The 12,423-nt window shown below is 65.4% G+C and carries 13 protein-coding genes; 6 read left to right on the top strand and 7 right to left on the bottom strand.

Annotated elements, in window-relative coordinates; genetic code table 11:
- Window positions 1-87 precede the first annotated feature (87 nt).
- Both ACIP0B_RS15790 and ACIP0B_RS15785 read right to left on the bottom strand, forming a co-directional pair.
- A complete protein-coding gene (locus tag ACIP0B_RS15790; protein WP_400833441.1) occupies window positions 88-702 on the bottom strand; it encodes an NAD(P)-dependent oxidoreductase in 615 nt (204 codons plus the stop codon).
- 46 nt (window positions 703-748) lie between these two features.
- The gene (locus ACIP0B_RS15785) at window positions 749-1,627 is read right to left on the bottom strand and encodes an MBL fold metallo-hydrolase (protein ID WP_400833438.1); all 879 of its coding nucleotides are present in this window, start codon (window positions 1,625-1,627) and stop codon (window positions 749-751) included.
- A 114-nt stretch (window positions 1,628-1,741) separates the two neighbouring features.
- Here ACIP0B_RS15785 and ACIP0B_RS15780 point away from each other — a divergent pair, with 114 nt between their 5' ends.
- Together ACIP0B_RS15780 and ACIP0B_RS15775 are read left to right on the top strand one after the other, a co-directional pair.
- A complete protein-coding gene (locus ACIP0B_RS15780) occupies window positions 1,742-2,647 on the top strand; it encodes a LysR family transcriptional regulator (RefSeq protein ID WP_400833436.1) in 906 nt (301 codons plus the stop codon).
- Window positions 2,648-2,776: 129 nt separating this feature from the next.
- Window positions 2,777-2,953, top strand: coding sequence for a hypothetical protein (locus ACIP0B_RS15775; RefSeq protein ID WP_167360513.1), 177 nt, complete (start codon window positions 2,777-2,779; stop codon window positions 2,951-2,953).
- Window positions 2,954-3,062: 109 nt separating this feature from the next.
- On the opposite strand, the gene ACIP0B_RS15770 is transcribed toward ACIP0B_RS15775, so the two are convergent.
- Window positions 3,063-3,947 carry a helix-turn-helix domain-containing protein gene (locus ACIP0B_RS15770; RefSeq protein WP_400833433.1) on the bottom strand — a complete coding sequence of 295 codons (885 nt, stop codon included), beginning with the start codon at window positions 3,945-3,947 and terminating at the stop codon, window positions 3,063-3,065.
- Between the two features lie 178 nt (window positions 3,948-4,125).
- Here ACIP0B_RS15770 and pobA point away from each other — a divergent pair, with 178 nt between their 5' ends.
- Both pobA and ACIP0B_RS15760 read left to right on the top strand, forming a co-directional pair.
- Window positions 4,126-5,319, top strand: a complete 1,194-nt coding sequence (pobA, locus tag ACIP0B_RS15765; protein ID WP_400833431.1) for a 4-hydroxybenzoate 3-monooxygenase — start codon at window positions 4,126-4,128, stop codon at window positions 5,317-5,319.
- A gap of 79 nt (window positions 5,320-5,398) precedes the next feature.
- Entirely contained in the window at window positions 5,399-6,916 is a 1,518-nt protein-coding gene (locus ACIP0B_RS15760; protein WP_400833429.1) for an MDR family MFS transporter, read from the top strand.
- A 148-nt stretch (window positions 6,917-7,064) separates the two neighbouring features.
- Here the strand turns inward: ACIP0B_RS15760 and ACIP0B_RS15755 are convergent, their stop codons facing one another.
- The 4 genes from ACIP0B_RS15755 to ACIP0B_RS15740 form a co-directional block, all read right to left on the bottom strand.
- Window positions 7,065-7,910 carry a cache domain-containing protein gene (locus tag ACIP0B_RS15755; protein WP_400833428.1) on the bottom strand — a complete coding sequence of 282 codons (846 nt, stop codon included), beginning with the start codon at window positions 7,908-7,910 and terminating at the stop codon, window positions 7,065-7,067.
- 170 nt (window positions 7,911-8,080) lie between these two features.
- Window positions 8,081-8,959, bottom strand: a complete 879-nt coding sequence (locus ACIP0B_RS15750) for an ATPase (protein WP_400833427.1) — start codon at window positions 8,957-8,959, stop codon at window positions 8,081-8,083.
- Window positions 8,960-9,069: 110 nt separating this feature from the next.
- Entirely contained in the window at window positions 9,070-10,062 is a 993-nt protein-coding gene (locus ACIP0B_RS15745) for an NAD-dependent epimerase/dehydratase family protein (RefSeq protein WP_400833426.1), read from the bottom strand.
- Window positions 10,063-10,158: 96 nt separating this feature from the next.
- Window positions 10,159-11,058 (bottom strand): LysR family transcriptional regulator ArgP, encoded by a 900-nt coding sequence (locus tag ACIP0B_RS15740; RefSeq protein ID WP_400833423.1) that lies wholly within the window; start codon window positions 11,056-11,058, stop codon window positions 10,159-10,161.
- Between the two features lie 96 nt (window positions 11,059-11,154).
- On the opposite strand from ACIP0B_RS15740, the gene ACIP0B_RS15735 reads away from it, so the two are divergent.
- Both ACIP0B_RS15735 and ACIP0B_RS15730 read left to right on the top strand, forming a co-directional pair.
- Entirely contained in the window at window positions 11,155-11,556 is a 402-nt protein-coding gene (locus tag ACIP0B_RS15735; RefSeq protein ID WP_400833421.1) for an ACT domain-containing protein, read from the top strand.
- Window positions 11,557-11,562: 6 nt separating this feature from the next.
- On the top strand, window positions 11,563-12,165 hold the full coding sequence (locus ACIP0B_RS15730) for a LysE/ArgO family amino acid transporter (protein WP_217890782.1): 603 nt from the start codon (window positions 11,563-11,565) through the stop codon (window positions 12,163-12,165).
- Window positions 12,166-12,423: the final 258 nt, after the last annotated feature.

Raw genomic sequence — 12,423 nt, 5'->3', positions numbered from 1 at the left:
CCTGTGGGAGCCAGCCTGCTGGCGATGGCGTCGGTGAACGCACCGCAGAAGCGGGAGCCAGACAGTGGCTCCCACTGTGCGGGGTGATCAGTAGCCGACGGTGAAACGCTGGCGCGAATGCTTCGGTGTCTCCACTTCGTCGATCAAGGCGATGGCGTAATCGGCGAAGGTGATCCAGCTGCGGCCTTCGGCGCTGACCAGCAGATCGTCCTTGCCCACCCGGAATTTACCGCTGCGCTCGCCTTCGACGAACTCCGCCGACGGCGACAGGAACGTCCAGTCCAGTTCTTTCTCCTGACGCAACGCCTCAAGGAACGCGGCACCGGCGCTGGCCTCAGCCTTGTACTCGGCCGGGAAACCTGCGCTGTCGATCACCCGGGTGCCGTCCGGCAGCAGCAGCGAACCGGCGCCGCCGACCACCAGCAGACGCTTGACCCCGGCCTGCTTCACCGGACCGGTCACGGCAGCGGCCGGCACGGTGGCGAAATGCGCGGCGCTGATCACCGCGTCATGGCCGGCCACCGCCGCTTGCAGCGCGGCGGCGTCCAGCACGTCGAGGGCCTTGGCCGTCACGCCGGCACGGGTGCCGATCTTCGACGTGTCCCGGGCGATGGCGGTGACGCTGTGGCCGCGGCGCAGGGCCTCTTCCAGCAATTGGCTGCCGGCCCGGCCGGTGGCACCGATGATTGCGATCTTGCTCATGACATTCTCCAGTTGGCTTGAGAGTGTTGCTAAGTTCAGGAACGGCTCACCACTTCATTTCGCCCTTGGCGACCTTGGCGCTCAGTTCCAGGGAGCTTTCCTCGCCCAGCGTCGGGTAGCGCTTCTTCATCGCGGCGATCAGGGCGGCGGAGTCCTTGGCCTTGGCGGTCTCTTCGTCGAAGGCCTTGATGTAGTCGGCGGTGAACCGCACCGAGGCCAGCGAGCGGCCGCTGTCGCCCAGGTAGTGACCCGGCACCACGGTCTTCGGCTTCAGGGTCTCGATCGAGTGCAGGGTCTCCAGCCAGTCGGCGTGGGATTGCGCGGTCTGGGTATCGGCCATCCACACATGGATGTTCTCGGCCACCACCACGCCGCCGACCACGGCCTTGAGCGACGGGATCCACACGAAGCTGCGGTCCGGCTGCTTGCCTTCCAGGCCGACCACTTGCAGCTTCTGCCCTTCGAGGATCAGGCTGTCGCCCTCAAGCACACCCGGCACGATGGTCTTGGCCGGTACGTCGTCGCCCATTTTCGGGCCCCAGAACGCCAGCTTGCCGTCCACGGTCTGCTTGATGTGGTCGACGGTCGGCTGCGAGGCCAGCACCTTGGCGTTCGGGAACGCCTTGGTCAGGGTGTCGAGGCCGAAGTAGTAGTCCGGGTCGCCGTGGCTGATGTAGATGGTGGTCAGTTGCTTGCCGCTGGCGCGGATCTTTTCCACCACCTGTTCGGCCTGGGACTTGCCGAACTGGGCATCGACCAGGATCGCGTCCTTGTCGCCGCTGACCAGCACCGAGGTCACCGGGAAGATGGCGTGGGTGCCGGGGTTGTAGACATCGAGGGTCAGGTTGGCTGCGGCGGCGTGCGCGGCGAAGCCGAGGGTGGCGGTGGCGAGTAGGACACGCTTGAGGGTGGTGAAGCCGATCATCGGTTGCTCCGCTGTTCAAATGCCAGGCTTGGCGATGGGAGAGAGCTTAGTTGCCAGAGTCGGTACAAAAAATGCGATGCTTGAACATAGTTTGTTTCTGAAAGCGGGCAAATCATGGATCGTCTCCAAGCAATGCGGGTGTTTGTCACGGTGGTGGATCTGGGCAGCCAGTCGGCGGCGGCCGATCACCTGGAGCTGTCGCGGCCGGTGGTGTCGCGGTATCTGGCGGAACTGGAGGACTGGGTCGGCGCACGGCTGATGCACCGCACCACGCGCAAGTTGAGCCTGACCGCCGCCGGCAACGAAATCCTGCCGCGCTGCCGGCAGATGCTCGAACTGTCCGGCGACATGCAGGCCGCCGTCAGTGAGCCCGACGACGCCCCGCGCGGGCTGCTGCGCATCAGCGTCAGCACCTCGTTCGGCCAGGCTCAGCTGGCCGATGCCATGGCGGCGTTCGTCAAGCGCTATCCGGGCGTGAACATCGACCTGCAGATGCTCGACCGCACGGTGAACCTGGTGGACGAACGCATCGACCTGGCGATCCGCACCAGCAACGACCTCGACCCGAACCTGATCGCCCGGCGCCTGACCGTGTGCCGTTCGGTGGTCTGCGCCGCGCCGTCGTACCTGCACGACCGGCCGCGCCCGCAGCGGGTGGAGGAACTGAGCCGGCACAACTGCCTGACCCATTCCTACTTCGGCAAAAGCCTGTGGCATTTCGAGGAGGACGGCGAACCGGTGTCGGTGCCGGTGCAGGGCAACATCAGCGCCAACGAGGCCAGCACCCTGCTGCGGGCGACCCTGGCCGGCGCGGGGATCGCGATGCTGCCGACCTACCAGGCCGGGGTGCACATCCACAGCGGCGAACTGGTGCGCCTGCTCCCACACGCCGAACCGCGGCGGATGAACATCTACGCGGTCTACGCCTCGCGCAAGCACATGCCGGCGGCGCTGCGCTGCATGCTGGACTTCCTGGTGCAGCGCTTTCCCGAGAACGCTGCCTGGGACGAGGGCCTGTAACCCCCCGCCCTTCCCTGTGGGAGCCAGCCTGCTGGCGATGGCGCACATCCAGGCGCCGCAGTGGCAACTCCCCGCCGCTGACCTATGCTGAAAACAGTACCCCCGGGTATTCGTTCAGAGGTCACCGCCATGAACACCAGGACACGAAGATACCTTGCGATTTTCATCACCTGTGCGGCCACGCTGGCGCTGTACGGCACCGCGGCCTGGCGGGTGGAGCAGTTGCGGCAACTGCCCCGGGACTATGCGAGCTGCAACTTCGAGCGCTGCATCCCGCACAACGCCACCCTCAACGCGCTGCGCTGACATCGACTCCCTTTGTGGGAGCCAGCCTGCTGGCGATTGCTGACTGACAGCCACCATCGATGTCGGCTGAAAGGTCGCTATCGCCAGCAGGCTGGCTCCTACACAGTTTTTACGGTTCGCTCTTCAGACGGTCACGGAACGCCTTCGGCGAGATCCCCACCCGGCGCCGGAACAGGCGCGTGAAGTTGGTCGGATCGGAAAACCCCAACATGTCGGACATCTCATAGATGGTCATGCTGGTGTACGTCAGCAGACGCTTGGCCTCCAGCAACTGCCGCTCGTGCATGATCTGCAGCGCCGGCTGCCCCGCCAGCTCGCGACAGGTGCCGTTGAGGTGGGACACCGAGATGCCCAGGCGATGGGCCAGGTCTTCGACCTTGACGTGCTGGCGGTAGGTCTCCTCCACCAGTTGAATGAACCCGTTGAGGTACTCGCGCTGGCGTTGCGGACGTTGCGTGGCGTTGTGGCGCCGGATCGCCTGACGGCTGACCCAGACCATGATCACGCTGGCCAACGAATGCATGAGCATTTCCCGCGCCGGCTGATGGCCGTTGTACTCGGCCTGCAACGCCGTGAACAGGCTGTTGAGGTAGTCCGCGTCCTGGCCTGCCGGGTAACTGTCGGCCTGGGCCAGGGCCTGCACCGAATTGCCCAGCTGCGCCTGCAGATGGTTGATCAGCGGTGTGGCCAGGGTGACGACGAACCCTTCGACGTCTTCGGAAAAGCGAAAGCCGTGCACCGACAGGGGCGGCAGGATCTGGATCGCGGCTTCGTTGAGTTGTGTGCGCTGGCCTTCGATTTCAAGCTCTGCCTGACCTTTGAATACGAAGAGCAACTGGCACAGATCGGCGTGACGGTGAGGTTTGATTTCCCATTGGTGTTCGCGGCTGCGTTTGGAAATGGTTTCACAGTGCAGCAAGTCGGGGGTCGGCCAGTCCAGGCTTTCACCGTAGAGCTTGAACACCGGAATCGAAGGCAGGTCAGGCTTGTTCATCACTTCAATCCAGGCCTCGAAGGTTGCGGGCGATAATCGCACCGATTGGCAGAATGTACAGGTATCGGCTCAGTTTTCACCTTCAATTGACAGACCCGCAAGGGAAAAATGCAAGCGTCAGAACCATAAAAATCACTCACCGGCCAAGGCTGCGTGAAGCTTGCGAGCGACAAAAACAATGAAAACGCGCAAAACCCAGGTCGCCATCATCGGCGCTGGCCCCTCCGGCCTGCTGCTCGGCCAGTTGCTGCACAACGCCGGCATCGACACCCTGATCCTCGAACGCCAGACACCCGATTACGTGCTCGGCCGGATCCGCGCCGGCGTGCTTGAACAAGGCATGGCAGAGCTGTTGCGCCAGGCCGGGGTGGGGCAGCGGATGGACGCCGAAGGCCTGGTGCACGACGGCTTCGAACTGGCCCTGGACGGGCGCCGCGTGCACATCGACCTGAAGGCCCTGACCGGCGGCAAGACCGTGACGGTCTACGGCCAGACCGAGGTCACCCGCGACCTGATGGCCGCTCGTCGGGAGACCGGCGGCCAGACAATCTACGAGGCCGTGAATGTCGTTCCCGGTGGCATGAAAAGCGACGAACCTTTCGTCACGTTCGAAAAGGACGGCGAAACCTGGCGCGTCGATTGCGATTACATCGCCGGCTGCGACGGCTTCCATGGCGTGGCGCGGCAGTCGATTCCCGCCGAGTGCCTGAATGTCTTCGAACGGGTCTACCCGTTCGGCTGGCTGGGAATCCTGGCCGACACCCCGCCGGTGCACGACGAACTGATCTACGCCCGCCACGAACGCGGCTTCGCCCTGTGCAGCATGCGCTCGGCGACCCGCACCCGCTATTACCTGCAAGTGCCGGCCGAAGAACGCGTCGAGGACTGGTCGGACCAACGCTTCTGGGACGAACTGAAAACCCGGCTTCCCCAGGAGCTTGCGCAGAAACTGGTGACCGGCCCGTCCCTGGAAAAGAGCATCGCGCCGCTGCGCAGCTTCGTGGTCGAGCCGATGCAGTACGGGCGGATGTTCCTGGTCGGCGACGCCGCGCACATCGTGCCGCCGACCGGGGCCAAGGGGCTTAACCTGGCGGCCAGCGACGTCAGCACCCTGTTCGACATTCTGCTGAAGGTCTACCGCGAGCACCGCACCGACCTGCTGGAGAAATACTCGGACATCTGCCTGCGCCGGGTCTGGAAGGCTGAACGTTTTTCCTGGTGGATGACCTCGATGCTGCACCGCTTCGACGAACACGATGCGTTCAGCCAGCGCATCAGCGCGTCGGAACTGGACTACTTCGTCAGTTCGGAAGCGGGCCGGAAAACCATTGCAGAAAATTACGTCGGACTTCCTTACGAGGCTATCGAATAGCTTCCTACCGACTTACACTGGCGAGCATCCCCGCTCGCCTCGCGGCCTGCGGGATCCTCACTGCCCGCAGGTTCCGCCCGTGACCAACCTCAATCACCCCGAAACGCCCAAACCGGCCATCCGCAGCGTGTTGGTCGCGCTGATGATGGCGATCTTCCTCGGCGCGCTGGACCAGACCATCGTCGCCGTGTCGATGCCGGCCATCTCCGCGCAGTTCAAGGACGTCAGCCTGCTGGCCTGGGTGATCTCCGGCTACATGGTGGCGATGACCGTGGCGGTGCCGATCTACGGCAAGCTCGGCGACCTGTACGGGCGGCGCAAACTGATGCTGTTCGGCATGGGCCTGTTCACCCTGGCCTCACTCTTCTGCGGCATGGCCCAGAGCATGGAGCAACTGGTGCTGGCGCGGATCTTCCAGGGCATCGGCGCCGGCGGGATGATCTCGGTGAGCCAGGCGATCATCGGCGACATCGTGCCGCCGCGCGAGCGCGGGCGCTATCAGGGCTACTTCAGCAGCATGTACGCGGTGGCCAGCGTCGCCGGCCCCGTGCTCGGCGGCTACATGACCGAATACCTGTCGTGGCGCTGGGTGTTCCTGATCAACCTGCCGCTGGGGCTCGGCGCCTGGTGGGTGGCCCGGCGCAACCTGCGGGGGCTGCCGGTGCCGCAGCGCAAACCGGTCATCGATTACCTGGGCACGCTGCTGATGATCGTCGGCCTGACCGCCCTGCTGCTGGCCATCACCCAGGTCGGCCAGGGGCACCCGTGGCACAGCCGCGAAGTCCTCGGCCTGTTCGCCGGCGCCGTGGCGGTGCTGGCGGTGTTCGCCTGGCATGAGCGCCGCGCCCGCGAGCCCCTGCTGCCGATGCACCTGTTCGCCAACCGCAGCGCCCTGCTGTGCTGGTGCACGATCTTCTTCTGCAGCTTCCAGGCGATCTCCCTGATCGTGCTGATGCCGCTGCGCTTTCAGAGCGTCACCGGCGCCGGGGCCGACAGCGCGGCGCTGCACCTGCTGCCGTTGGCGATGGGGCTGCCCGTCGGCGCGTACTTCGCCGGCCGCCGCACGTCGGTGACCGGACGCTACAAGCCGCAGATCCTGGCCGGCGCCCTGCTGATGCCGGTCTCCATCCTCGGCATGGCCTTCACCCCGCCGGCCTCGGCCCTGCTGAGCGGCCTGTTCATGCTGCTCAGCGGCATCGCCGGCGGCATGCAGTTCCCGACCTCGCTGGTGGGCACGCAGAACTCGGTGGAACAGAAGGACATCGGCGTCGCCACCAGCACCACCAACCTGTTCCGCTCCCTGGGCGGCGCGGTGGGTGTGGCGCTGATGTCGGCGTTGCTGCTGGCGCTGTTGCAGGACTCAAGCTTCGCCCACCTGGCCGGCAGTTCGCTGATGGCTGAAGGGCATTCCGGCAACGTGCTGCTCGACGGCCTGAACGCGGCGCCGGGCGACGCCCAGGATGCGCTGCGGGCCGAGCTGCTGGTGACGTTCCGGCACCTGCTGATGGTCAGCGCCGGGGTTTCGCTGCTGGGGCTGGCGGCGGCGCTGGCCATGCCCAACCGGTTGCTGCGCGGGCGTGAGCACGGCGCCCGCTGAGGTCAGGGGGGATGTCTTGCTTACCCTGCGCTGGCTTGACTGACTTCATCGCCCGCAGGCTGGCTCCCACAGGGATCGGCGGCGCCGAGGAATCTGTGGGAGCCAGCCTGCGGGCGATAGCGTCAGTGAGGGCGCCGCAGTCGCCCGCTCAAGGACTGTAGTAACCCACCGCCACCAGATACGGCCCGACCTTTTTCAGGTAGGCGTGCTTGTCCTCGACCTTGCCGGTCACCGGGTTCTTCCAACGGTATTCGTATTCGCCTTCGTCCTGCTTGCCGATCAGGGCCAGGATCGGCTCGCCCACCGGTTTGCCTTCCGGATCCTTGACCTTGGCGAAGTCGGTGTTGATCAACCGCAGGTTGGTGCCGTGGGCGACATAGCGCCGGTTGTCCAGGTTGACCACGAACACGTACAGGTCGTCCTGCAGGTAACCGCCCTTGAGCGAGTTGATCGCCGTCAGCGTGCCCTTCTCGTTCTGCCCCAGGTCCGTGGCGGCCTTGTCGAGCAACGCCTGGGCCTGCTGCGCCGAAGCCCTGGGCAGGTAATAGCCGACCGCCAGGATCCTTTGGCCGATGCGCTGATAGAACACATGCTTGCGCTCGACCTTGCCGTCGCTCCAGTTCTGCCAGCGGTACTCGGCCTGCTGGATGCCGTTGGCCTCCGGCACTTTCAAGGCGTCCTTGAAGGCCTTCTGCAGGTCCGGGCCCAGCACTTCGGACACGTCCCGGCCGATCAGCGCCGACGACGGCCCGCCGCTGGCGAGCATCACGCCCTGGGTGTCGACCACGAACACGTAACGGTCCTTGTCGACGAACTCGCCCTGACGGCTGAACGCCGCGAACGCCTTGTCCCCGTGGTCGTGGTAATAGGCCAAGGCCTTTTCCAGCAAGGCCTTCGCAGCCTGGCCGTCATCCTTCGGCGCAGCGGCGCCGGCCTGTCCGACGACCAGCAGCAACACCGCGCCGAGCCAGGCCAGCCTGTGCAGTATCCCCATGACGCTTCCCCCGTTCTTGTTGGTGTTTCAAGAGCGTAGACGGGTTGGGCCCATGACGGACACCTGTGGCGAGGGAGCCTGCTCCCGCTGGGTCGCGAAGCGGCCCCAAAGGAGCGGGCCTGCTACGCAGTCCAGCGGGAGCAAGCTCCCTCGCCACAAAGAAACGCCTGTCAGGGCCGGGCGTTGATCTGCTGCTGCAGGTTCTGGATCTGCGCCTGAAGGGTGTTGAGGTTGCGGGTCATCTGCCCGCGGAACGCGTCGAACTCGGCGGTGTTGCCGCCGCCCTGCCCGCCGGCCGGACGGTTGTCCTGCTGGCTCTTGAGCACGACGATGTCCTGCTCCAGGCGGTCGATGGCCGCGCTCGGGTTGCCCTGCTTCTTCAGGGCCGTGATGTCGGCGCCGAGGCTCTTGAACTGGGCGTCGAAACCCTTGATCTGGGCATCGAGGCCTTTGAGCTGGGCATCGACCCTGCTGGTGTCGGCCGGTGCGCTTTTCACCGCAGCCAGCTCGCTGCCCAAGGCTTTGACCTGGGCCAGCAACTGGGCATTGGCGTTCTGCTGCTCGGTGGCCTGGGCGCTCATCTGCGCCAGGCGCTTGTCCAGGTCTGTGGCCTGGCCGGCCACGCCCTGCTGCTGGCGGCCCTGATCCTGAAGCCGGCTTTCAAGCTGCTTGATCTGCAGCTTCAGGGCTTCGCTGTCGGTGGTGACGTTGGTCTGGCTGGCGACGACCTTGCCGGAAATGTCCTGCAGGCGCCCCGCCGCTTCCTCGCTGATGCGGGCGAAGCTTTCCTGGGTGGCGACCAGTTGCTGCTCCATCAGCGAGATTTGCTGGAAGCTCCACCAGGCCAGGCCGATGAACGCGAAGAACAGCGCACCGACCAGCGCCCACAACGGCCCGGTGCTGGCGGCCTTGACCTTGACCGCCTGCGGTGCGCGCGAATGCACGGACGTGCGGGCGGTGGCCGGGAAATCGTCGTCATCGAGGGTGTCGGCGCGCAGGCTCGGCACATCGTCGAAATCGTCGTCGTGGACATCGTTACGCATGGACATTGAGGCAACCTTTGTGAAACGCGGTGATAGCAGATTGCTGCGCAGTATAAACCCCGCAGCCGCAGGGATTGACCCTCAACCCGCGACGCGGTTCAGTGCCGTCGGCGCAGTCAGCGGATGTCCTGGGCCTTCCACCAGGTGCAGAACTCATCGAGGGCGGTCCACAGGCCGACTTTCGGATCGTAGTCCAGATAATGCCGGGCGCGGCTGATGTCGAGGGTGAAATTTTTGTTCATCACCTGCATGCCCAGGCGCGACAGCGTGGGCTCCGGGCGCCCCGGCCACAGCTTGCAGACGCCCTCGTTGAGCGCCGCCACGCTGTAGGCCAGGCCGTAGGAACGGTACTTGGTGACCTGCGGGACTTCCATCTTGCGCATCACGTAATTGACCACGTCCCACAACGGCACGGGCGCGCCGTTGCTGATGTTGTAGGCCTTGCCCAGTGCGGAGCCGGCGGCCAGCAAGCTGCCGAGCAACGCTTCGTTGAGGTTCTGCACACTGGTGAAGTCGACCTTGTTCAGGCCGTTGCCGATGATCGCCAGGCGGCCCTTGCGCTGCATGTTCAACAGGCGCGGAAAGATGCTCATGTCGCCGGCGCCGGTCACGAAGCGCGGGCGCAGGGCGATGGTTTCGAGGCCGAACTCCTGGGCGCCGAAGACCTTCTGTTCGGCCAGGAACTTGGTCGCGGCATAAGGGTGCCGGAAGCGTTTGGGCACCTGCTCTTCGGTCAGCCCGAGATGGTCGCGGCCGTCGAAATAGATCGAGGGCGACGACAGATGCACCAGGCGCCGCACCCGCTGCTTGAGGCAGGCCTCGACCACGTTTTCGGTGACCTGCACGTTGCCCTGGTGGAAATCCTGGTAGCGCCCCCACAGCCCGACGGAGCCGGCGCAGTGCACCACGGCTTCGACGTCGGCGCACAGTTCGCGCACCAGTTCGGCATCGTTCAGGTCGCCCTGGACGAATTCGGCGCCCCGGCGCACCAGGTGCTCGACGCCTTCGGCCCGGCGGCCGTTGACCCGCACGTCCAGGCCCTGCTCCAGGGCGAACCGCGCAAAGCGCCCGCCGATGAAGCCGCTTGCGCCGGTGACCAGAATTTTCATGTAGAGCTCCAACAAAACCAGCTGCGAGCCTCAAGCCTCGAGCTGCAAGTGAAAAACGAACCGCAAGCGCCTTGCCTGTCGCTTGTGGCTTGACGCTTAGCGCTGCCCCAAAGGCACCAGCCATTTGGGCGACGAGCGCACCAATTGATCGGTCAGAAGCCCGAGCAACTGCCCGCCGTTGCGCCAATGATGCCAGTACAACGGCACATCGATCGGTTTATCTGGCAACAGTTCGCGCAACGTGCCGCGCTCCAGTTGCTCACGCACTTGCAGCTCCGGCACCAGCCCCCAGCCCAGGCCCGCCTCGGTCAGGCGGATGAAGCCTTCGGACGAGGGGCACAGGTGGTGCTCGAAACCGCCGTCCACGCCGAGGGACGCGAGGTAACGGTGCTGCAGGAAATCGTCCGGGCCGAACACCAGCGCCGGCGTACGCGGCAATTGCTCGGCGCGCACGCCCTCCGGGAAATGGCGCTCGATGAACGCCGGACTGGCCAGCGCCCGGTAGCGCATCGCACCGAGCAGCACGCTGCGGGCGCCGGCCACGGGCCGCTCGCTGGCGCACACGCAGGCCGCCACTTCCCCGGCGCGCATGCGCTTGAGGCCGACGGTCTGATCCTCCACCACCAGATCCAGCAACAGATGCTGCTCGGCGCAGAAATTGCCGACGGCCTCGGCCCACCAGGTGGCCAGGCTGTCGGCGTTCAGGGCGATGCGCAGACGCTCCGGCAGGCCTTCTTCGTCCAGCGCCGGCACCAGGCTCTGCAGGTCGCGTTCCAGCAAGCGCACCTGCTGCACATGGTTGAGCAGGCGCCGGCCGATCTCGGTCGGCGACGGCGGTGTGCCGCGCACCAGCACCGGCTGGCCGACCCGCGCCTCCAGCAGCTTGATCCGCTGGGAAATCGCCGATTGGGACAGGCCCAGCACCTGGGCCGCCCGCTCGAATCCGGCCTGTTCCACCACCGCAGCCAACGCAGACAGCAATTTGTAGTCGAACATCAGTTTTCCTAATGAGCGATCAGCACTATTGGTTTTTCTTATACAACGTCAACCGGGAGAATAGCCAGCAAGCACTCTTTATCAAGGATCACTCCCATGGCGGGCGAAACCTCGTTGACCACCCTGCTGCGCAGCATGAGCCCGCAGCTCAACCCCGGCGAATACGTGTTCTGCACCCTGCGCGACGGCCAGTTGCCCAGCGGCCTGGAGATCGTCGGCAGCTTCCGCGAACAGGAAGGCCTGACGGTGATCCTGGAACGCTCCCACGCGGTGCGGGCCGGTTTCAGCTTCGACTACGTCGCCGCGTGGATCACCCTCAACGTGCACTCGGCGCTCGAAGCCGTCGGCCTCACCGCCGCCTTCGCCACCGCGCTGGGCAAGGCCGGCATCAGCTGCAACGTGATCGCCGGCTACTACCACGACCATTTGTTCGTCGGCCAGGCCGACGCCGAGCGCGCCATGCAAACGCTGCGCGACCTCGCTGCCGACGCGGAGTGACCTGATATGTGGCAAAGCTATGTGAACGGCCTGCTGGTGGCCTTCGGCCTGATCATGGCGATCGGCACCCAGAACGCCTTCGTGCTCGCCCAGAGCCTGCGGCGTGAGCACCATCTGCCGGTGGCGGCGCTGTGCGTGGCCTGCGATGCCATACTGGTGGCCGCCGGCGTGTTCGGCCTGGCCACGATCCTGGCGCAGAACCCGACGCTGCTCGCCGTCGCCCGCTGGGGCGGCGCGACCTTCCTGATCTGGTACGGCAGCCAGGCGCTGCGCCGGGCCTGTTCGAAACAGAGCCTGCAGCAGGGCGAAAACCAGACCGTGCGTTCGCTGCGGGCGGTGATGCTCAGCGCACTGGCGGTGACGCTGCTCAACCCTCACGTCTACCTGGACACGGTGCTGCTGATCGGCTCCCTCGGCGCGCAGCAGTCGGTGCCGGGCGCTTATGTGGTCGGCGCGGCCAGCGCTTCGCTGCTGTGGTTCTTCGCCCTGGCGCTGGGTGCGGCATGGCTCGCGCCATGGCTGGCGCGGCCAAGCACCTGGCGGATCCTCGACCTGACGGTGGCGGTCATGATGTTCGCGGTGGCGGGACAATTGATCCTGGCTTCATGATTTATAGCGAAAGGCTCTGGAACCTCTATCCCACACAGTTGTTGCGTGGTTAAGCCGCACCCCCGGTGCTATGATCCGAACCCTGCGCCGCAAAGAGTAAAAACTCGCCGGTGCATTTCCGGCCGCCCGTGATCGGCCTTGCGCTCACCGCAACAGACCTGATTAGGAGAATCATCATGGCTTTCGAATTGCCGCCGCTGCCTTACGCCCAGAAAGGCGTGCGCTGCCACTACCTGGCGAACATCGACGGCAGCGAGT

It is taken from the genome of Pseudomonas sp. NPDC089534 (genome assembly GCF_044749305.1).
Lineage (GTDB): Bacteria > Pseudomonadota > Gammaproteobacteria > Pseudomonadales > Pseudomonadaceae > Aquipseudomonas > Aquipseudomonas ekonensis.
Note: the sequence above shows the minus strand (reverse complement) of the source record. Positions and strands in the feature narration are given on the sequence as shown.

Excerpts from the sequence above, each read along its gene's own strand:
- ACIP0B_RS15790 (WP_400833441.1), bottom strand. The coding sequence starts at position 702 with ATGAGCAAGATCGCAATCATCGGTGCCACCGGCCGGGCCGGCAGCCAA.
- ACIP0B_RS15785 (WP_400833438.1), bottom strand. The coding sequence starts at position 1,627 with ATGATCGGCTTCACCACCCTCAAGCGTGTCCTACTCGCCACCGCCACC.
- ACIP0B_RS15780 (WP_400833436.1), top strand. The coding sequence starts at position 1,742 with ATGGATCGTCTCCAAGCAATGCGGGTGTTTGTCACGGTGGTGGATCTG.
- ACIP0B_RS15775 (WP_167360513.1), top strand. The coding sequence starts at position 2,777 with ATGAACACCAGGACACGAAGATACCTTGCGATTTTCATCACCTGTGCG.
- ACIP0B_RS15770 (WP_400833433.1), bottom strand. The coding sequence starts at position 3,947 with ATGAACAAGCCTGACCTGCCTTCGATTCCGGTGTTCAAGCTCTACGGT.
- pobA (WP_400833431.1), top strand. The coding sequence starts at position 4,126 with ATGAAAACGCGCAAAACCCAGGTCGCCATCATCGGCGCTGGCCCCTCC.
- ACIP0B_RS15755 (WP_400833428.1), bottom strand. The coding sequence starts at position 7,910 with ATGGGGATACTGCACAGGCTGGCCTGGCTCGGCGCGGTGTTGCTGCTG.
- ACIP0B_RS15750 (WP_400833427.1), bottom strand. The coding sequence starts at position 8,959 with ATGTCCATGCGTAACGATGTCCACGACGACGATTTCGACGATGTGCCG.
- ACIP0B_RS15745 (WP_400833426.1), bottom strand. The coding sequence starts at position 10,062 with ATGAAAATTCTGGTCACCGGCGCAAGCGGCTTCATCGGCGGGCGCTTT.
- ACIP0B_RS15740 (WP_400833423.1), bottom strand. The coding sequence starts at position 11,058 with ATGTTCGACTACAAATTGCTGTCTGCGTTGGCTGCGGTGGTGGAACAG.
- ACIP0B_RS15735 (WP_400833421.1), top strand. The coding sequence starts at position 11,155 with ATGGCGGGCGAAACCTCGTTGACCACCCTGCTGCGCAGCATGAGCCCG.
- ACIP0B_RS15730 (WP_217890782.1), top strand. The coding sequence starts at position 11,563 with ATGTGGCAAAGCTATGTGAACGGCCTGCTGGTGGCCTTCGGCCTGATC.